This is a genomic window from Bacillus sp. Root131, from assembly GCF_001429475.1.
In the GTDB taxonomy this organism is placed as follows: Bacteria; Bacillota; Bacilli; order Bacillales; family Bacillaceae_G; genus Bacillus_A; species Bacillus_A thuringiensis_S.
The window spans coordinates 44,055-65,247 of sequence record NZ_LMJQ01000023.1; the positions used below are offsets into that span (position 1 = coordinate 44,055).

Sequence of the window (21,193 nt, forward strand, 5' to 3'; positions counted from 1 at the left end):
TAGTAATGAATGAAGAAATAGACTACAATGAGTTTCTAAGAGACTTAATTCTAACTTCAGCTATTAGAACTGAAACATTAGAGAGTATTTTAGAAGACAATCAAGATTGCTTATACACTGGAACAGGATACCGTGTACTATTCTTTGATAGGGAACATATAAGTCATGTAGACATATCAAAAGGATTAGAACCATTAGTTGATATAGAAGGGTATTATGAGTCTTTTTCTAAGACTTTAGAAGGTACTCAAAAACTAAGAATTAATCCATTATTCAACCACCATTTTAGAATTGTACTAGAAATGCAAATAAACAATGGTTTAGATATAAATAAACTGTTTAATAAATACAAAAGTAAATTAGAAGAAGAAACCATTAAATACTATGAATTCTGCAAAGATGAGGAAGAGGTTCTTTCTATATTGGATTCTAGTTTTAAAATTATTAATCATAAACCATTTAGTTAAGAAAGAGGTAATTGTATGTCTATAGAAAACATTGTACTAAAGAAACTCTTTGAGACAAAGAAGGAACTAGAAAAGAAATACCCATATATTCAATTAGTGGTAGCAACAAAAGAAAAGTCCTATTGGGAGACAGCAGAAGGGGTTATAGTTGCTATTGACTCTAAAACAAATATAGAAATACCTACAGACAAATTAAAATATGAGTTATTTGTATTATCTCAAAATAGAAGGGAAAAGATACTAGTAGACAATTTTAAAGCGTATGACTTTGTACAACGATTAATAGAAACTGATATCTACTCTGTCTGTAACCATCTTATGTTTGAAAATCTAGTAGCAACGGGTAAGTATATGCAAACAGAAAAAGTTACAAGGTTATTACTTGATATTTGCTTGAACCCAATACATCTTAAAAATGTAGAAAACCATTTAAAACAATTGGTATTTGCACTAGAGGTAGAAGCAGATAAAGAGTTAAACCAAAATAATTACTTAGAAGCAGTCGAAATTGTACAATGTAACTTAAATCTAATCGGAGAGTTAAGTAAACATGTATCGGATGTTTTAGTTCAAGACGTATTAGATTATGCAAAACAGGTATTACGAGAATTAGAGAAAGAAAATGAATTTATTAAATCTATAGAACTAACAAACAGTATTTGTTTATACCTAAAGAAAGTAGATGAACAACGAGGTATAGAAGATAGTAAGTATGAAAACTATAAAGGTGTTCAGTATTATGAAGAAGACTAACTCTTAACTGGGTTAGTCTTCTTTTCATATTAGGGGTAGATTTTATTTTAATATAAACTTATTTGACAAAAGTTGAGTTTTATGTTATAATATAAGTAAGTTAAAGTTAAGAATGGGAGAGGTTAAAATGAATAAGTTTGTAGAACTAGCTCATAAATTATATAACGAAAAACGTAAATTAGAAAGTACATATACAGGTATTAAACTAGTAGGTATTATTGAAGGTAAAGCCTATTGGTATGTAGGAAACGAAAAGTACAAAACGAAAGATATTGTTACAGGAGAATTTAATGACGTTACCTTAACTATGGAGCAAATCAAAGAGTTAGGAGAAGATGATTTTCAAGACTTTTTAAAAGATGAATTCTATCCATTGGATTTTGCCAAAACTTTAATTGAAAATGGAGTCTCATTGTCACAAGTAGTATTGGATTATAAAAATAAGGAAGATTACTTGTCTTTCCTTTTAAACGATAATGCTTGGTTCCGTGTAAAAGACCATCTAGAAAAAGAAGATGCAACAATCATGTGTAAACGTATTGAAGAATTAAAAGATTTAGTAAAAGAGTTAGCAGAAGAAAAAGTAGAAGAAGGTAAGTTTGATGAGTTAAGTAACTTAGTTGTAGCATTCAATAAAGTTATCTTCTTAAACGTAGTACATCAAGGGGTAGTAGACGAAGTAAAAACGTTTGGTAAGAGTTTAATTACAGAACTAGCAAAAGCAAAAGAGTTTGAGTACACTGTGTATACATCAAACGAAATATGTTTAGCATTACAGAAGCTAGACAGAAAGATGCATAAAAGAGACGGTAAATATCAATATTATTCAGATGTAACAAAACTAGAAGAAATGTATTAAAATGAAACCAACTTGACAAAAGTTGGTTTTTATGTTATAATAGAGATAGTTAATAAAGGGTAGAGATAAGGAGGAAATAGTTGTGACTAAAGAGAAAGAATTGCAAACTGAAAAAGAGAAGTTTAGAAGTAAGTTAGCATCAAAACATATGGAACATTTCAATGTCCCTAAAACAAAGAAAATGCAAGAAGAGGAGAATAAGCTTGAAACTAAGATTGTATTAGGTGGTTTAGCTTATATGGGTGAGCGTGGAGACGGAATCGCAAGACCGAAAGGTATAAGAAAGGAGAATTAAAATGAAAAAGAAAGAACTAAAAGGTTTATCAAAATATAAACTAATAGATACAAGGAACATGAAGCAGTATACAATTCAAACAAGAGTAAAAGGTGAAGACATCTTAGTTGGTACAGTAGACAACAATGAAGGTGAAATTCAAATGACTACAGTATCTTGGGAAGAAGCAGTCAAACTAATTAGGGATGAAGATTGGTTGATAGCTGAAAAATTGAAGACATACGGAATATTAGTTTAATAACGGAGAGGGAAAGGTGTAAACATGGCAGAAAGCAAAGGTTTATTTAAACGTGTAGCAGATAAATTAGAAAGAAGTTTAGAAGAACAAAATACATGGTGTCACTGTAAAACACCAACGAATCATGCTAAAATTACGGAAACACTAGGCAGAACAGTTGTAGACATATATTGCCTTCGTTGTTATAAACCGATTTATGGGTTACAATATAATGGACAAATAGACCGTTCAGAACTACCTAAGATTGAAAAACGTTTACTAGATATTCGTGAGTTTGATACAACAAAAGAAGTACTACATATAATTCATGCTACACATGATATCGAAACGATGCCACTATGTTTTACAGCAAACTATAATCCAAGTACACATACACTAGCTACGATTTACGATGTTCTATTACAAGAGGAACGCTTCATTCATGATTCTGTTAAAACCTACATCATACTAGAAGACGGTATGTACACATATGAACGTAGTGAAACAGGTGGTAAATGGATTAAGATAATTTTAAACCGTGAAGTAAAAGTTACCGCTAGAGGGATAGTAGAGTAATGAAGATAGCTAAGACAGAAGTAATCAGACGAGTGGAAGAGTTAGCGAAAACTAACTATAAAGTGGAATGGCTGATGAAAGGGGTAGATGGCGACTTTAATAAGTTAACTGAACCTCAACAAATCATGCTTGCAAATGCTTTAGGAATTAAACGAGTATCTATTGTAAACAAGAAATTCACAAAGTATGATGGTACTTCTTTGACAGAAACAGAATTTTTATCTATGATAGATTCTTTATGTGAAAGAAACTATAAAGTTGCTCAACTTATTAAACATAACAATAACGATTATTATCAGGTAGAAAAACATCAAAGAGAATTAATAAACGATGCATTAGAAGTAAAGGTAAGTATTCGTAAAGCAGTTAGTTACGAAAATATTGTATAAAGGGGTAGTAAACATGAATCTTTCAAAAGAAGATGTTTTAAAGTTAGTAAACGAGCTATCTAATAAGGATGCAAAAGTTGCTTTTTACTTAAAACGTGTAGGTGGAGATTTTAATAAGTTACCTCAAATCAGACAGATTGGTATTTTACATAAACTAGGAATAAAACGTGAAATTATAAGTACACAAACATTCAAAAATAAAGAAGGTAAGCGTATTTCAGAAGAAGACTTTATGTTATTTGTGCAGTCTCTAGCTGAGGTGAATGGACTTGTAGCTTCACACTTAGAGGTAGCAGTAGACTACTTTGATATACCTTTACATGTAAGGAAAGAGATTGAAAACGAGTTAAATATTCATGCAACTCAAGTTAAATCAATTAAGTATAAAAGGTAAAGAAAATAAAATAATAAAATAGTAGAAATGGAGGTGAGACGATGATTTCTTTACAAGTAACAGAAAAGTCTGTAGATAAGACAGTAGAATTTATACATGATGCAGAAGTGTATTTAGACTTAAAGTATAAGATGATTCGCTTTCTAGGGTTAGTAGACGGTGAACCATATTGGGAAGTCAGTATGAAAGATAGTTGGGTTATAAAGCCACTACGTAAAGTGGTAAAAGTCGTTCAAGGTTTTAAGGTACAGACAATTGTTAGAAAAATAAGACTTGCTAGAATACAAGAGAAATCTCAATCAGAAAGTAATGCAGAGTTGAAAAAGGAACTTTTAAAGTATCAAGTTAATAAGGGATATAAAGGGTTAGAACGTCTATTAGAGTTAAAAAACTCACTATTACAAAAGTATAAAACAGTAATGTTCTTATGCTATGTAGATAGAGAATCCATTTGGTATACTCAAACTGAAAATGGTTGTGGTAATTATTTTGCAGTTAATAATAGACGAGTGATTAGGCATGTAGGGGTACATGAACTAGACAGGGTTGAAAGATATAGAACGAATTATGGGAATAGTGAAATTACAACATACGTTCTAACSAATGGTAAATATCCTCTACATGAGGAAGTACCTAAGAAAGTAGCTAGAAAAATGGAGTTTATCAAGAAACAGTATTAATCTAATCAGACGGAGGGCTATACAATGGCTAAAACGAAAGAATTTGAAACATTAAAAGAGTTACATGTAGTGGAAAAGAAGTTAAAAGATTCATACGGAAATATAGTATTTGCATATAAGACAGATAATAATACCTACTGGAATGTAGAATTAGGCGGTAAAATGGTTACAATTGCAGTAGACGAAAAAGGTTCTACTCGTGAGTTAACAGTGGAAGAAGACGCTCAACATGATGCCTTATATGAAGAGAAGGTATTTACAAACCTACGTGAGCAATTAATGAACATCGCAGATGAGAGCGGTCTTACTGTAGATACAGTAGTTAAACGAGGGGTAGAAAACAATGTTTTATTCTTTTGGCTACATGAAAACAGAGATAAGATGATTGAGTCTTTAGATATCTTAGAAGAACCTCTTTTAAATGTACTGGTTTCATCTTTTGAAACATTAATGGGTAGTAAAGAATACTTTAAACACGATATAGACTTAATAGAGCAAGCATTAGAACGAGAAGAAAAGGAACTAAAAGAGTATGGTGTATTATTAAGTTTTACAAACGAGTTAGACAAGTTAAAAGAAGTAGTTGCAAAGTATAAGCAAGTAGAAACAATTAAGGAGGTGTAATCATGGCTTTCAATAAGAACACAATGGAGTTTGAAAAAGAACCTGTAGGTAGTCCAATTGTCGATGTAGAGAAGGTAGCAAAAGGAAAGGCAAAGGAACTGAAAAAGGTAGAAGAATTATTAAACAAAAAGCATGGACAAGTATTATTTGCTTATGAAACGAAATCAGAGACATTTTGGATGACTGAACAAGAGAATGAAATTGTAGTATTAGGGGTAGACGGAGAAGGTAAAGTAATCGAAATGGCTAAAGATTATGCAGACTACTTTAACCATCTATATACGTATCCAGTCAATGCTGCAACAAGGGAAGCATTACGAAACGGTAAATTAAATGAATTAGAAAGTAAAGCAAAAAACTATGTAATGGATTCTATGTATCGTATAGCTTTAACTTATTGGTTTAGTGAAGATGATGTGAGGTTAGATACTATTTGTGATATGGTAGGAGAAGACCGGTTAGTAGTTATTAGAGACTCAATTGTTCAACGTCAAAATGGTATCGGTGCGGAGTTACTAGATAAAGAGACTTTAGAGTTAAGTTTAAGTCTTGAAAACATGCGAGTAAAAAGAGAAATGCAAAGATTATTAGATGAAGAGAAGTATGAATTGCTATCTTTAGAAGCAGACCGTATGAATGAATTAAAGAAAGCAGTTAGAAAGTATTTAAACAAGAAATATTCTTTTATGAGAAATACAGGAAAATAGAATAGTATAATTATATTCTATTGAAACAAGAAGGTAGGTGTATGAAATATGGTAAAAGAATTTGTAAACGAATGGTCTTTTCTTATTATCATACTATTTTTCCTTAGTATTGCTTTTGTTGTTTATGTACTTCTAGATTTGTATGATGAAACAGATAAAGGAAGTGCAAAGAAAAGTAGTAAGAAAGTACCAAAGACTGTAAAAGGTAAAATACATCTTATTAGAAGAGACGATACGTTATACCCAAAACAAAGTATCTTTTCTAAATTAAGTGTAAGAAAAGTAAAAACTGAAATAAAGAATAAGTTACCGTTTGGAAGGAAACGAGTCAGAAGTAAGTAAACATCTAGGAGGATTACTTTGTTTCATATTATTTTTATAATAACTCTACTATTTCTATTTACAGACATAAACTATAGGAAGAAAGACAAAGATTTCAGTCTTAAAGTTACATTTAAGATAGAAAACGTAAAGAAGAAATTCTTATTCTTTAATAAGTTATCAAATCAAAAAGACAAAACAATGTAAACTTATGGAAACCTACTTGACAAAAGTAGGTTTTTATGGTATAATAGAGGTATAAGTTAAAGGATAAAAGAAAAGGGAGAGTTGTGGAACATGGATAAATTACAAGATGCTGAATTAAGCTTCAAAGAACTATATGAAATCCAAGCTAACTTAGAAATCAATACAAGGGATGTACGATTTTTAGCAATTAAAGATGGAGAATCATATTGGCAAGTAGAGGGACGAGGTTTTGTTACAGTAGACCGTTCAAGAGTAGAAACAGAATTAAGTGAAAGCCATTATACATTTATGGTAGACGAGTCCATCAAGAAAAAGAATTTACATATTCGTAAGAAATTACAAAGATTGTATATGGTAGAGTTACTTTTAAGACATGATTTAGATTTCGTAAAGAAACAAGTGTGTATGTACGATAATATAAAGGTATTAAGGGAATTATCCGAAGGTATTTGGTTAATGAAAGAAGGCGGATTAGACTATGATGCCTTACAATTAAAAATGAAAGCAATTGATTTAGACCAAACAATGAAAATCGAGTTACTAGAGTATATAAAGCAAGACAAGATGTTTGAAGTAGTAGAATTAAGTAATGGAATTTGTTTGTTTAAACAGGCTTATTTAGAAATTACAGAAGGTGGAGAAAACGAGTATCATGGGTATGTAGATATTTATGATAGATTTTAATCACTGAAAGAAGGGAAAACAGTGGGAGAAGCCATTCAAAACGGTATTGTATACACTTATTCTGATGGTGGGAAAATTAAAGTAGTAGATTCAAAGAAAGGTAGTGGTTCAGACAATAAAGTCAAACGTTATAGATTATTCTATAACGGCAAGAAACCCTACCTTGGATACTTAAACTCTATCACACTAGAGGATGCAATTAATCGAGGTACTATTAAGAAGCGAGAGATTGATAGACAGAAGGAGGTTAAACATTGAGTTATTTATTAGAACCGATGGCTAAAACAGAAGTTCAAAGGTTACTAGCCAACTTAAATGTAGAACAGCGTGAATATGTAGAGGATGCAATGAAGAGGGGTAGACGAACAGCTTTTGCAAATACTTTAGCAAAGCATAAAGGTTCAGACTCTAATAATTCCAGTTTAGATGAGATTTTAGATTCATGGGAACTGGTTGATTTCATTGATTCTGGTCATCGTAACCCCGAAACCAAGTGTATGTGTGGTATACCTTTACGTTATCAGTACATTGTAAAGAATAAAATTACAGGAGAAACGGTTACATTCGGTAAAGACCACTTTGAACAACACACTGGAATCCCTTCACAAGTAGCTAGGGATGTCATTAACGGGGTAGACAAGATTGACCTTGAACTAACTGAGATTCTATCAAAGGTGTCAGAAGGTTGGTTTGTAGAGAAGTATATAGATATCGAGTTCTTACCAGGGCTAGACTTACCTAAGGATATAGAGAAACATTTAGATTTAGAGTTACCACTGTTACAAAGGCAGTTGAGACATTTAAACTATCTGATTCAAGAAAAGAAGCGTGATTCTAAACTAGTAGGTGTAAAGAGTGAACAAAATAATTGGGATGATGAAAAAGTTGGGTTAGAAAACGCTACACTATTTGACTTTTCAGATGAAACGCCAATTGCACAGCAAGTAGACCAGTTTTTACAGGATAATTTCGGTATTGACGAAGAGGATAAAGAAAAAGAGTTATCGAAACAAAAACTAAGTACACTAGGAAGAAGATTATATGGTGCAACTGAGATAAAACGTCCATTGCATTCTTTCTTAAATGATAGAGAAGTAAAACTGATTAATGATTACATTGAAAATGAAAAGTATGATGAAGACTACGGTATAAACGCCTTAGAAGTATGTGAAGGTTTAGTAAGACGTGGTAGTTTCAAAGATACTTACATTACAGATAAACCGAAAATATATCCATACGTAGCAAACTATCTAGACTATTTAGTTGCACAAGGTTATCTTGTTATGATTTCTGATTTAGGAACAGAGAATAAAATCTATACAAAAGCAGTATAACTGGGTTGCAATACGAAGAACGGTAGTACAAGCTAGTGGAGTGTAAAACTTACTGTAAATTTAAATAAGCGAGGGTAAACAGATGAAAGAAAAACTAATGAACAAGTTAAAAGAAAGCAAGAGTTTCTCTAGAGACAACATAGGTATGTCAGTAGGGGTAGTTTCAGCAAGTGGAAACTTAAAATATCAAAAGTATTTATGGACTTACATTGAAGACATTGATACAGTTGTAAACAGACAACCTTCTATTCGTTTATATGATGAAGAGAATGATACATTTGTACATGTTACGGTAAACTCGGTAGCACGTATTTTAGAATTGAAAAGGGAAGAAATAAATCAAGAAAATAGTACAGAAAACCAATTACACAAAGCAGTATAAGGGGTAGTAAAATGGAATCTAAGTTATTTAAAACGGAGGAAACGGATTTAGGTACAAAGATTTTATTTAAAGACAAGGTACTGTATCATTCTCTACCAAAACCAGTGTTTATGCTCTTTGAAAGACCGATGATAGGTGTATTTTACGTACCTTTTACGTCTTTCAAAGTTTCTTTTGTATCGTCAGAGACAGAGTATAACATGGTACTAGATAAGAATTTCGCAAACAAAACAGACATAGAAGAAGTAGACCCTGAAACCTTTGCTATTCCGTATCCATGTACAGGTGCAATTAAGGTAGACCTTACAAAAGGTGTTACGTTCCATATAAAAGATGAGAAGACGAAAGAGTCTTTATTAAAGAAAATGGATAAGGCAGTAATGAAGTTTAAGGGTATTTAACAAACTGGAGGGTCTATGGTATGGAGTCTAAACTATTTAAAACAGAAAAGACAGAAAGAGGTACGAGGGTTTTCTTGAAAGACCCTCTACTTCACAATATGCTACCAAAACGTGTATTTTTCTTCTTGGAAAGACCTGTTTGGAGTATATTCTCTATACCTTTTACAATTCCTTTTCTACCTGTAAGAGTATCATTTGGGTTATCAACGAATGAGTTTAGTAGAGTACTAGATAAATATTGTGAAAACCTAGAAGAGTTATCAAATATACAGGTAGTAGACCCTAAAACCTCTATTTTACCGTATCCAAGTTTAGGGGTATACAAGGTAAACATGGTAGAAGGAGTTATGTTTGATTTTAAGTCAGATAAAGACATGAAATCATTATTATGTAAGATGGATAAAGCAGTAGAAAGATTTAGACGTACCTAGTAAACTTGGGTATCTTACATGGAATCAAAATACTTCAAAACAGACAAAGTAGTAAGAGGTACGAGAGTTGTATTAAAAGAAACAAGAAATCTTATTCAAGAAGAGGATGGATAAGGCATATGAACAGTTAATCAAGCGTAGTCAAACGGAATCATTCGAATAAGTTAATATTTGACAAATTCCAAATATTGTGGTATAATAGAGTTAGAAGTAAAGGTATAGGAGGTTTAAGGTAAGTGAAAGACGAAATGTTAGATTTAATAGGAGAAAATGCAGACAGACGAAGAGTAATCATTATAGACTTTAACCATTTGGCATGGCGTTACGCTTTTAGTAATGCGAAAGGTTTAAGTATCAACCGTTTAGTAAATGGGGTATCAACTATCATTGATACAACAGTTCCATCTTATGCAATTAAACAGATAGTAAGATGGTCTAATTTTGGGGTAAATCCAACTATTGTATGTTTAGACGCACCAGTTAAATCACGTAAGGCATACTTTAGTAATATATTAAACAAGGATAAAAAGGAATTAATACCTTCTGATTATAAAGGAGACCGTAAAACACCAAACGGAGACTTCATTCAGCAGATTGAAATTGCAGGAGCATTAATGCAACAAGGTGGTATTTATGTCTATCGTAAAGAAAACTACGAAGCAGACGATATCATTCATGCATGTGTACAGAAAGCAAAGAAAGACTTCCCATATCTACCAATAGACGTCATTACAGGTGATGCTGATATGATTCCATTAGTAGATGAACAAGTAAGTGTATACATGAAGTCTAAAGTTCATACGTACGCAAACGAGTATAGCCCTACAATCAAAGGGTATGTACAGTATACGCCTGAGTCTTATCAAACGTATGTGCAAGAGTTATCAAAGTACAAAACAAGTTCTACACAAATTTTAGTACCGTATAACACACTATTACTAGCTAAGATTTTACGTGGAGATTCGTCAGACGGATTAAAAGGAAAGCCTGATTGGAAACCTAGAATGTATAATCAGTTAATAGAACAGTTAATTAGATATGAAGAACCAATTCATGAAATCTTTAGATACGGTACTTGGACTTCTGAAATCATTGATAGACGTACAAAAGAGGTTGTAACTGATTGGTCTAGTTGGACACCAGAAGAAAGAAAGCACTTATTCCAAAACTACAAAGAACCGAAAGAATTGAAAATGATAGAAGATGTTCTTTCTAGACACGTAGATGATGAAGACATCGAATTTATACGTGAAAGATACATTGGTATGTTACTAAACGGTGCATTCTTACCAAACATCCATGTACCTGATGAATTTAAACGTAGACCGTATGAAATTGAAGATAAGAAACCATTTACAGGTTTTGATATCACGAAACTACAAGAAGCAGTAAACGTATTAGAAATTAGATTACCGATGGGGTAAAAGAGAGGTCGCTCTACTACAATAGAGCGACTAACTTATTGCCTAATTCAATTGGGAAAATAAGGCAGAACTGGGAAAGTTACTGAATGTTTGTTTTATACAATCAGACAAATTCTTATACAGTAGCAGAAATAAAGGGTACAATTGGGGATTCTAACAGCTTAACAAGAACAGGTAAAATAATATAAAACAAGGGAGAGAAAGTAGAAATGAAGAAATTAGACGTAGAAACATTAAAGAAACATAAGAAGAAACTCATTGTAGCAGGAATTGGGGTAGCAGTTCTTACATCGGCAGGTTTTGGTGGTAACTACTATGTACAAGCCAAAGAGACTGAAAAACAAGAAATTCAGCAGAAAGAAGCGAAGAAAAAGGAAGTAGCAAAACAAGAAGCTGAGAAAAAGAAACAAGATGAATTAAAAGCAAAACTTGCAAAAGAAGAAGCGGATAAGAAAGCAGAAGAGGAACGTGTAAAGGCTGAGGAACAAAAGAAAGCCGAAGAGGAAAAGGCTAAAGCTGAGGAACAAGCAAAACAAGAAGCTGAACGTGTAAAACAGGAAGAAGAAAAGAAAGTAGAAGAACAAAAGAAAGCCGAAGAAGGTAAGCAAGAAGAACAAGTAAACGGTAATCAAGAAGGTAAGAAACAAGGTAATAGTCAAGAAAACAAACAATCTAAAACGCAAGGTAATGAACAAACACAAGGTATCAAAGGTGTAGCGAAGAAAGCAGAAGAACCGCAACAAGGTTCACAAGAAAATCCACAAGCTAAACAAGGTGGAGAGCAAGCAAAACAACAAACTAATAATCAAGAACAACCAAAACAAGTCTCTCAACAACCTACTAATAAGGGTGGGAATCAGCAAGCAAATGTACAACAAGAGCAGGGAACAGCAATGACTCGTGCGGTATCTAACTCTAGTGTTGGAAAACGAACAGACCAAATCGTAGCGGTTGTGGCTCAAGGTTCAAGTGCAAAGGTTACGTACTTAGAGAAACATAATGGAAACTGGAAAGAAGTATTCACAACAAATGGTTTTGTTGGTTCACAAGGGGTAGGGCAAGCAAACGAATCTGTTAGTAGAACTCCAAGAGGAGCGCATTCATTAGGATTTGCATTCGGAACTTCAAACCCTGGTACAAACTTACCATTCCGACAAATCACACCGAAATCGTATTGGATTAGTAATGTAAATGATGACCAATACAATACATGGCAAGAACGAGATAGTTCTTCACCACAAGACGAGCATTTAATTAAAGAAACTGTAGCTTACAAGTATGGTATTGTTATCAACTATAACACTAGCAATCCAGTAAAAGGTGGAGGAAGCGGATTCTTCTTACACGTATCAAACGGACGACCAACGGCAGGTTGTGTATCTGTACCACAAGCTAAAATGGTAGAATTAATGCAGAAACTACATGGTGGTGCTTATATCGTGAATGTAAACAGCATTAATGAAATCTCTAACTACTAAGTTTTACAAGTAACTTAAAAATATAGCTGATAGATAGTAAATATTTGCAAATTTGTTTTCAATATCCAATAAGGGGTAGGAGACTGAAACAGCGGTCTTCCATCCCTTATCTTATTTACAACGATTACCTATAGTTAAACAGAGCAAAAGACTGATAGATAAATAGGCTAAGGTAAAACGGAATTATAGTAGTATAAGATTGAAAAGCAATATGTGGGGTAGAGAGCATGTTCTTATATGTTATTAACTATATAAGGATAGGTTTCAAAACCTATACATCATATTGTTTCATAAGTTTATGAGATTACTAGAATAATAGAATAACCTTCTAGACATATAAGAAATTTTTGTAACTATGAAAGGAATTGATTGTCTATCTTTCCATTCTTTTCATAGCTACAAAAAGTGTAGCTGTCTAAGAGTAACTACGTATCGGAGGTGATACATTATGATATCTCCTACCATGAACCTAGTTATTGTTAAGACAAACAGTGATTCTGTTCTAGGAGATACAAAGTTATATCAAATAAAAAGGTATTGTTTCTATTCAGTTGAATCATAACAGGCTCACATTAGAACAAGTAAACCCTATAAGAAAGAGGTAATGATAACTCACACATTCAAAAACTGAATAGAGGGATGTATATGTTAGATGCTTTTAAACGTGGTAAAGTATCTAAGGTCATGTTTAGTGTCCTTAGTTTACTGATGCTTACTATCTCAACCCTTATCTCACCTATCTTTGCACATGCAGATGATGGAGAGCCTAATGTAGTACAAAGAGCAAGTGGTAATTGGACTCAAATGTGGCATGAGAAATACAACAACAAAGGTTGGGTTTATGATGCAGGACAGAAGTATTCTATTGAAACCGATGTAATTAGATTCGGAGACAATTCAATTGCTTACTGTCTAGAAATGATGTTAGAATCTCCTAATGGACATTCATTAGAAGAGAAAACACGTCTATCAGATGAATACTACAAAATCATGAATAATGGTTATCCTGTAAAGACTCCTGAGCAATTAGGTGCAAACAGTTGGCAAGAAGCCCACTACGCTACACAAGTTGCAGTTTGGATTGTTAACCAAGATGTTAAGTATTCAAACCTTACTTTCAAAAATGCTAACGTAAAACAAGTTGTTGATAAAATTCTTGCTGATGCTAACAACTCTAGTGACACACAAGATTTATCATTCTCAATTACACCAGACCATATTAAAGCTGAAATGACTCCTTGGAGTACTGAATATCGTCAAGCCGGACCTTTTACTATTAAAACAAACGGTAACGGAACGTTCAAACCAGAAGCTATTAATGCCCCTGGTAAAGTAACATTTGTTGACTCTATGGGTAATCCTAAAACTGAGTTAAACTCATGGGAACCGTTCTTTGCACAGATTAATTCAAATACACCAACTGGTAGTTTCAACATTAAAGTAACTGGTGATATGACTAAAACTGAGACAGTTTGGTATAAGTCACATAGTGGAGGTATCCAACATACTACCGCTTTAGTTACACTACACAAGACTCCAACTGCACAAAACGCTTCTATATCTTGGGATTCAAACGGTGGATTCAAAATCAAGAAAGTCGATGATGCAGGTAACCCACTAGGTGGAGCGAAGTTCGATGTTATTAACTGGGGTAATCAAGTAGTTAGAAGTTTAACAACTGATTCAAACGGTATGGCATCTACTGATGGTCTTTGGTTTGAAGACTACACAGTAAAAGAAACGCAAGCACCTGACGGTTATGAATTGGATAACACACCTCAAAAGGTTACTGTAGACTCAAAAGACAAAACGTTAACATTTGTTAACAGAAAGTCTAAAGGTGGATTTAGAATCCATAAAGTCGATGATTCGAATAAACCATTGCAAGGGGTAGTATTTACGATTTATGGAAATGACGGACTCAAAATGTTCGATAGAACTACTGATGCAAATGGTATCATCCAATTAGGTGATTTACCTTATGGAGAGTATCATTTCAAGGAGTCTAAAGGACTAGACGGTTACGAATTCGATGATGATGTAAAACATATTACTATCAATGCAGATAGCCAAAACAAAGAATACAAAGTAGTGAACAAGTTAATTTCAGGTAGTATTAAAATCACGAAAACTGATGAAGAGAATCGTCCACTTAAAGGGGTACAATTCCTTGTTTACAATCAGAATGGTGATGTAGTAGGGGAAGCATACACAAACGAGCAAGGTATTGCTACGATGGGTAACTTACCTTACGGAACTTATGCTTGGTTAGAGAACAAAGGTCTTGACGGATATGAAGCTGAAAAGAAAACAGGTTCATTCGTAGTAGGTAAAGACCAAAAAGACCATGCAGTAACTGTAATTAACAAGCGCATGAAAGGTGGTCTAGAAATCTACAAAATAGATGATAGTCACCAACCATTACAAGGCGTAGAGTTTACTATTTACAAAGACGGTAAAGAGTTTAAAAAGGTAACTACAGGTAAAGACGGTAAGATTAAATTACCTGACTTAGAATTCGGTAAGTACTCTGTAAAAGAGACAAAAGGTCTTGAGGGGTATGTAACTGATTTCAAAGAAGAATCATTTGAGTTATCTTCACAAAACCGTTCAAAATCTATGGTTGTAGTGAACAAGAAAATCAAAGGTTCTCTAGAGATTACGAAAACTGATGATGCGAGTAAGCCACTAGCAGGTGTACAATTTACTATCTATAAAGACGGTAAAGAGTATGAGCAAATTACTACAGACGCTAACGGTAAAATTGTTTTAAATGACCTTCCAATGGGTAAATACACATTCAAAGAGACTAGAGGTCTTGAAGGATATGTAGTAAGCACAAAAGAAGAAGCATTTGAAATTAAAAACCTTGGTGATAGCAAGAAGTTTACTGTAGTAAACAAAGCAATCAAAGGTAGTATCGAAATCACGAAAACTGATGATGCTAGTAAGCCACTTAAAGGTGTAGAGTTCACTGTATACAAAGATGGTAAAGAGTATACGAAAGTAACTACAAACGATAAGGGTATTGCAGAAGTTAAAGACTTACCATATGGTAGTTATACGTTTAAAGAAACAAAAGGTATCGAAGGATATGTTCCTGATTCAACTACTAAAGGTGTAGACATCAAAGAAGATGGAAAAACTCACAAATATACTGTAATCAATAAGAAAATTAAAGGTAATTTAGAAATCACTAAAACTGATGATGCTAAGAAACCATTAAAAGGCGTTGAATTTACTGTATATGATGCTAAAGACAAAGAAGTAGCGAAAGTTGTTACTGACGATAAAGGTAAGGCTTCTGTTAAAGACCTTCCTTACGGTAAGTACTACTTTAAAGAGACTAAAGGTCTTGAAGGCTATGTATTTAGCAAAGAAAAAGTAGAGTTTGAAATCAAAAACTTGAATGAAACGAAGTCTTACAATGTAGTCAACAAGCTAATTCGTAGTAACATTGAAATCACAAAAGTAGATAATGAAGGAAAGCTTCTTGAAGGGGTAGAATTCACTATCTATGATTCAAACGACAAAGAAGTAGCGAAAGTTGTTACAGATGCTCAAGGTAAAGCGAAGTACGAAAACTTACCATACGGTAAATACTACTTCAAAGAAACAAAGAACCTTGAGGGTTACGTTAAAAACGGTACAAAATACGATATTGACGTAAAACAAGACATGCAGACATTAAAGTACGATGTTATCAACAAAAAGATTCGTGGTTCAGTTGAAGTATTAAAAGTTGATGCTGACAAGAAAGAAAAACCATTACAAGGGGTAGAATTCACTTTATTTGACCAAAACAATAAAGTAGTAGGAAAACCTAAATTAACTGATAAAGATGGTAAAGTATCATTTGATAAACTTGCTTTCGGTAAGTACTATATCAAAGAAACTAAAACTATCAAAGGTTACAATATCAACAATGAGAAATTCCCAGTTGATATTGATACTGATGGTAAAGTTGTTAAGCATACTGTAACAAACAAAGTAATCCGTGGTAACGTGGAATTACTGAAAGTTGATACAGAGAACAAAAACGTTACATTAAAAGGCGCTGAGTTCGAATTACGTGGCTCAAACGATGAAGTGTTAGGTAAATACAAAACTGATGCTAACGGTAAGCTAGTTATTAAGGACTTAGTATTCGGTGATTACAAACTTATCGAAACAATCGCTCCTACTGGATTCAACTTAGAGCAAACTCCAATTAGTTTCTCTATTAGTGAAGAAGGTAAAACAATTGGCTTAACGAAAGAAAATCTTAAAATCTACGGTAACATGGAAGTAACAAAAGTAGATGCTGAGGATAACAAGAAAGTTCTTGCAAACGCTAAATTCGAGGTTTACAACGAAAAAGGCGATAAAGTAGTTGAAGGAACTACAGACGCTAAAGGTAAAGCTAAGTTCGAACATTTACCATATGGTAAATACACATTTAAAGAAGTGGTTGCACCTGAGGGGTATTTAGTTAACCCAACGGTATTTAACTTTGATATTTTAGAAAATGGTAAAACAGTTTCTCACAAAGTTACAGACCAAATCATTAAAGGTGACTTAGAAGTTAAGAAAGTAGACATGGCTGACAAGAAAGGTTTATCAGATGCGAAATTCGAAGTCTTCAATGCAGAAGGTAAGAAGGTTGCAGAAGGTAAAACTAATAAAGACGGTTATGCTAAGTTCGAAAAATTACCTTACGGTAAATACACATTCAAAGAGACTGTAGCACCTAAAGGTTACTTCTTAAATGAAACAGTATTTAACTTTGAAATCAAAGAAGACGGAAAAATCATTGCACAAGTTGTAGAGAACGAAAAAGTACCTTCAATCAAAACAACGGCTACTGAAAAGCATGACGGTGCAAAAGAAATGCACACTTCTAAAGAAGTTACAATTACCGATAAAGTAGAGTACAAAGACCTATTAATAGGTAAAGAGTACACTGTTAAAGGTAAATTAATGGATAAAGAAACTAAGAAACCATTACTTGTAGGCGGTAAGGAAGTAACAGCGGAAGCTACATTCACTCCTGACAAGGCTACTGGTTCTATTAACTTAGACTTTACATTTGATGCAACTGGTTTAGAAGAAAAAGAAGTTGTAGTATTTGAAGATTTAATTAAAGAAGGTAAAACTCTTACTACTCACAGTGATTTAGAAGATAAAGACCAAACAGTTAAGTTTGTTAAGCCTAGCGTAAGCACAACAGCTACAGACAAAGCTGATGGCACAAAAGAATTACATGCAATTAAAGATGTAACAATTATAGACGTAGTTGAATACAAAAACTTAGTTGTAGGTAAGAATTACACTCTTAAAGGTAAGTTGATGGACAAAGCTACAAAACAACCATTAGTAATTGATGGAAAAGAAGTAGTAGCTGAGAAAAACTTCTCACCTAGAGAAAAAGACGGTAAAGTACCTTTAGAATTTAAAATTGATGCTTCTACATTAGAAGGTAAACAAGTAGTTGTATTCGAAGATGTTGTTCACAATAACTTTGTAATTGCAACTCACGCAGACATTGAAGATAAAGGTCAAACAGTTGACTTTGTTAAGCCTGAGGTTAAAACAACGGCTACAAACAAAGCTGACAAAGAAAAAGAAATTCATGCTATCAAGAACATTACTGTTCAAGATAAAGTGGATTACAAAAACTTAGTTGTTGGTAAAGAGTACACTGTTAAAGGTAAACTAATGGTTAAAGAAACAAACAAACCATTAGTAATCGAAGGTAAAGAGGTAACAGCTGAGAAAACATTCAAGCCTACGGCTAAAAATGGTTCAGTTACTCTAGACTTCACTTTCGATGCTTCTAAATTAGAAGGAAAAGAATTAGTAGTATTTGAAGATGTTGTATTCAACAAAACTACAATCGCTACTCATTCAGACATCGAAGATAAAGACCAAACAGTACGTGTTGTAAAACCAGAAGTACACACAACAGCTACTAACAAAGCAGACGAAGGTAAAGAAATTCACGCACAAGAAAAAGTAACTATCCAAGATAAAGTAGCGTACAAAGACCTTGTAAAAGGTAAAGAGTACACTGTTAAAGGTAAACTAATGGATAAAGCTACTAACAAACCATTTAAAGTTGATGGTAAAGAAGTAACAGCTGAGTCTAAGTTTACTGCAAAAGAGAAAGATGGGGTAGTTACAGTAGACTTCACATTCAATGCTGAGAAGTTACAAGGAAAATCTTTAGTAGTGTTTGAAGACTTATACTACGAAAAAGAATTAATTGCAACTCACTCTGATATTAAAGATGAAGGTCAAACTGTACGTATCGTGAAGCCTGAAGTTAAAACAACAGCAACAAACAAAGCAGATGAAGGTAAAGAAATTCATGCTGACCAAACTGTTACTATCCAAGATAAAGTTGAATACAAAGACTTAATCATTGGCAAAGAGTACACAGTTAAAGGTAAACTAATGGATAAAGCTACTAACAAGCCATTACTAGTTAATGACAAAGAAGTAACAGCTGAGTCTAAGTTTAAAGCAGAAGCTAAAGATGGCTCTATCATCCTAGACTTTACATTCGATGCAAAAGCGTTACAAGGTAAAGAAGTAGTTGTATTCGAAGACTTATATAACGAAAAACTATTGGTTGCTACTCACTCTGAAATCGAGGATAAAGACCAAACAGTTAAATTCGTTAAACCTGAGGTTAAGACAACAGCTACTAATAAAGCAGACGAATTAAAAGAAGTACACTCAAACAGAGAAATCACTCTTAAAGACGTAGTTGAATATAAAGACTTAATCGTTGGTAAAGAGTACACTGTTAAAGGTAAACTTATAGATAAAGGTACTGAAAAGCCATTCCTAGTGAACGATAAGGAAGTAACTTCAGAAGCTAAGTTTATTGCAGAAGCAAAAGATGGTTCTATTACTTTAGACTTCACATTCGAAGCTAAAGACGTAGAAGGTAAAGATATCGTAGTATTTGAAGACCTGTATCAAGATTCATTATTAGTAGCTACTCACTCTGATATTGAAGATAAAGGTCAAACAGTTAACTTTGTTAAGCCGGAAGTGAAAACTACAGCTACTAACAAAGAAGATGGATTGAAAAACATTCATTCTAACAAAACTGTAACAATCCAAGATAAAGTTGAATATAAAGACTTAATCGTAGGAAAAGAATACGTAGTAAAAGGTAAACTAATGGACAAAGCTACTAACGAACCATTCTTAGTAGATGGTAAAGAAGTAACTTCTGAAACTAAGTTTACTGCTGAGGATAAAAACGGCTCTGTTATCCTAGACTTCACTTTTGAAGCTAAAGGGGTAGAGGGTAAAGAGGTTGTTGTATTCGAAGACCTTTACAATGAAGATATTTTAATCGCAACTCACTCTGATATTGAAGATAAAGACCAAACAGTTGAGTTTGTAAAACCAGAAGTTGGAACAAAAGCTACAAATAAAGCTGATGGTGGTAAGGAGTTACACACAAACAAATCTGTTACAATCCAAGATACAGTGGATTACAAAGGTTTAATCGTTGATAAAGAGTACGTAGTAAAAGGTAAACTAATGGATAAAGAGACAAACAAACCACTTCTTGTGAATGACAAAGAAGTAACAGCAGAAGCTAAGTTTACTGCTAAGAAAGAAACTGGCTCTGTAACATTAGACTTTACATTCGATGCTACTGGACTTGAAGGAAAAGAAGTTGTTGTATTTGAAGACCTATACCAAGATAATGTCTTAGTTGCAACTCACTCTGACATCACTGACGAAGGGCAAACAGTTAAGTTCGTTAAGCCTGAGGTTAAAACTACAGCTACTAACAAAGAAAACGGTTCTAAAGAATTAGATGCAAACAAATCTGTTACTGTAACTGACAAAGTAGAATACCATGATTTAATCGTTGGTAAAGAATACGTTGTCAAAGGTAAACTGATGGATAAGGCAACAAACAAACCATTAATCATTAACGGTATAGAAGTTACATCTGAAACTAAATTTACTGCAAAAGAGAAAAATGGTTCTGTAAACTTAGACTTCACATTTGATGCTACTGAACTACAAGGTAAAGAGTTAGTAGTATTCGAAGATTTATATCAAGACAATGTTTTAGTAGCAACTCACTCTGACATTAATGATGTAAACCAAACAGTGAAAGTAAAAGTTAAGCCTGTTCAACCGAAACCTGAACAACCTAAGCCTGAGCAACCAAAACCACAAAAGAAACCAGTTCCTCAAACTGGTAGCGATAGTAACTTTGGTACTACAATGAGCATCTTAATGGGTATCATTGCATTGGCTCTTGGTGGGGTATTCGTATTCACTCGTAAGAACAAAGCTGAATAATAAACACCTTAAAAGAGAGACAGAAGGCAATAGCTAACTGTCTCTCTTTTTCTATGTTTAGAAAATGTATCTCTAAATCTTTATTATCTATAGAGAACAGATAGGTATAAGATAAGAAACAAAATAATAGATTTTTACTATCTTATAGAGGTACTATAAGCGTTATTTTTGAAGACGGGTAGGTATAGATAGTGAAATAGAAAAATAGATTCATAGAAACAAATTAAAAATTTCACTAACTTTCCTTG

At 33.2% G+C, this 21,193-nt stretch carries 21 protein-coding genes; all 21 read left to right on the top strand.

Translation table 11 applies throughout. The features are described from left to right. The first annotated feature begins 5 nt into the window (after positions 1–5). Positions 6–467, top strand: coding sequence for a hypothetical protein (locus ASE54_RS24720; RefSeq protein WP_001001339.1), 462 nt, complete (start codon positions 6–8; stop codon positions 465–467). Between the two features lie 15 nt (positions 468–482). Beyond that, complete coding sequence (locus ASE54_RS24725) at positions 483–1,220, top strand: hypothetical protein (RefSeq protein ID WP_000021261.1); 738 nt, start codon at positions 483–485, stop codon at positions 1,218–1,220. Between the two features lie 127 nt (positions 1,221–1,347). Further along, positions 1,348–2,079 carry a hypothetical protein gene (locus ASE54_RS24730; RefSeq protein ID WP_001032262.1) on the top strand — a complete coding sequence of 244 codons (732 nt, stop codon included), beginning with the start codon at positions 1,348–1,350 and terminating at the stop codon, positions 2,077–2,079. Positions 2,080–2,161: 82 nt separating this feature from the next. Next, positions 2,162–2,374 (top strand): hypothetical protein, encoded by a 213-nt coding sequence (locus ASE54_RS24735; RefSeq protein WP_000159530.1) that lies wholly within the window; start codon positions 2,162–2,164, stop codon positions 2,372–2,374. A gap of 1 nt (position 2,375) precedes the next feature. Further along, positions 2,376–2,612 carry a hypothetical protein gene (locus ASE54_RS24740; RefSeq protein WP_000726038.1) on the top strand — a complete coding sequence of 79 codons (237 nt, stop codon included), beginning with the start codon at positions 2,376–2,378 and terminating at the stop codon, positions 2,610–2,612. Positions 2,613–2,636: 24 nt separating this feature from the next. Continuing rightward, positions 2,637–3,167 (top strand): hypothetical protein, encoded by a 531-nt coding sequence (locus ASE54_RS24745; protein ID WP_000841049.1) that lies wholly within the window; start codon positions 2,637–2,639, stop codon positions 3,165–3,167. Next, complete coding sequence (locus ASE54_RS24750) at positions 3,167–3,556, top strand: hypothetical protein (RefSeq protein ID WP_000684735.1); 390 nt, start codon at positions 3,167–3,169, stop codon at positions 3,554–3,556. The genes ASE54_RS24745 and ASE54_RS24750 overlap by 1 nt, the downstream gene beginning before the upstream one ends. 13 nt (positions 3,557–3,569) lie before the next feature. Continuing rightward, positions 3,570–3,950, top strand: a complete 381-nt coding sequence (locus tag ASE54_RS24755) for a hypothetical protein (protein ID WP_001054054.1) — start codon at positions 3,570–3,572, stop codon at positions 3,948–3,950. A 41-nt stretch (positions 3,951–3,991) separates the two neighbouring features. Next, positions 3,992–4,630 carry a hypothetical protein gene (locus tag ASE54_RS24760; protein ID WP_000624741.1) on the top strand — a complete coding sequence of 213 codons (639 nt, stop codon included), beginning with the start codon at positions 3,992–3,994 and terminating at the stop codon, positions 4,628–4,630. Between the two features lie 24 nt (positions 4,631–4,654). After that, complete coding sequence (locus ASE54_RS24765; RefSeq protein ID WP_001140502.1) at positions 4,655–5,254, top strand: hypothetical protein; 600 nt, start codon at positions 4,655–4,657, stop codon at positions 5,252–5,254. Between the two features lie 2 nt (positions 5,255–5,256). Next, positions 5,257–5,961 carry a hypothetical protein gene (locus ASE54_RS24770; protein ID WP_000885245.1) on the top strand — a complete coding sequence of 235 codons (705 nt, stop codon included), beginning with the start codon at positions 5,257–5,259 and terminating at the stop codon, positions 5,959–5,961. Positions 5,962–6,009: 48 nt separating this feature from the next. Further along, positions 6,010–6,303: a hypothetical protein gene (locus ASE54_RS24775; protein ID WP_000237840.1), complete on the top strand. Its 294-nt coding sequence runs from the start codon at positions 6,010–6,012 to the stop codon at positions 6,301–6,303. 276 nt (positions 6,304–6,579) lie between these two features. Next, a complete protein-coding gene (locus ASE54_RS24780) occupies positions 6,580–7,173 on the top strand; it encodes a hypothetical protein (protein WP_000359629.1) in 594 nt (197 codons plus the stop codon). Positions 7,174–7,194: 21 nt separating this feature from the next. Further along, the gene (locus ASE54_RS24785) at positions 7,195–7,431 is read left to right on the top strand and encodes a hypothetical protein (RefSeq protein ID WP_000503304.1); all 237 of its coding nucleotides are present in this window, start codon (positions 7,195–7,197) and stop codon (positions 7,429–7,431) included. Next, complete coding sequence (locus tag ASE54_RS24790) at positions 7,428–8,507, top strand: DUF3895 domain-containing protein (RefSeq protein ID WP_000120892.1); 1,080 nt, start codon at positions 7,428–7,430, stop codon at positions 8,505–8,507. The genes ASE54_RS24785 and ASE54_RS24790 overlap by 4 nt, the downstream gene beginning before the upstream one ends. Positions 8,508–8,589: 82 nt before the next feature. Next, positions 8,590–8,889, top strand: a complete 300-nt coding sequence (locus ASE54_RS24795) for a hypothetical protein (protein ID WP_000660183.1) — start codon at positions 8,590–8,592, stop codon at positions 8,887–8,889. Positions 8,890–8,900: 11 nt separating this feature from the next. Beyond that, positions 8,901–9,290, top strand: coding sequence for a hypothetical protein (locus ASE54_RS24800; protein WP_000444161.1), 390 nt, complete (start codon positions 8,901–8,903; stop codon positions 9,288–9,290). Positions 9,291–9,310: 20 nt separating this feature from the next. Next, on the top strand, positions 9,311–9,721 hold the full coding sequence (locus tag ASE54_RS24805) for a hypothetical protein (protein ID WP_000444162.1): 411 nt from the start codon (positions 9,311–9,313) through the stop codon (positions 9,719–9,721). Positions 9,722–9,957: 236 nt separating this feature from the next. Further along, positions 9,958–11,145 carry a potassium transporter TrkH gene (locus tag ASE54_RS24810; RefSeq protein ID WP_003254777.1) on the top strand — a complete coding sequence of 396 codons (1,188 nt, stop codon included), beginning with the start codon at positions 9,958–9,960 and terminating at the stop codon, positions 11,143–11,145. A 209-nt stretch (positions 11,146–11,354) separates the two neighbouring features. Next, positions 11,355–12,623: a L,D-transpeptidase family protein gene (locus ASE54_RS24815; RefSeq protein ID WP_000732164.1), complete on the top strand. Its 1,269-nt coding sequence runs from the start codon at positions 11,355–11,357 to the stop codon at positions 12,621–12,623. A gap of 639 nt (positions 12,624–13,262) precedes the next feature. Next, on the top strand, positions 13,263–20,945 hold the full coding sequence (locus tag ASE54_RS24820) for a VaFE repeat-containing surface-anchored protein (RefSeq protein ID WP_003299120.1): 7,683 nt from the start codon (positions 13,263–13,265) through the stop codon (positions 20,943–20,945). Positions 20,946–21,193 lie beyond the last annotated feature (248 nt).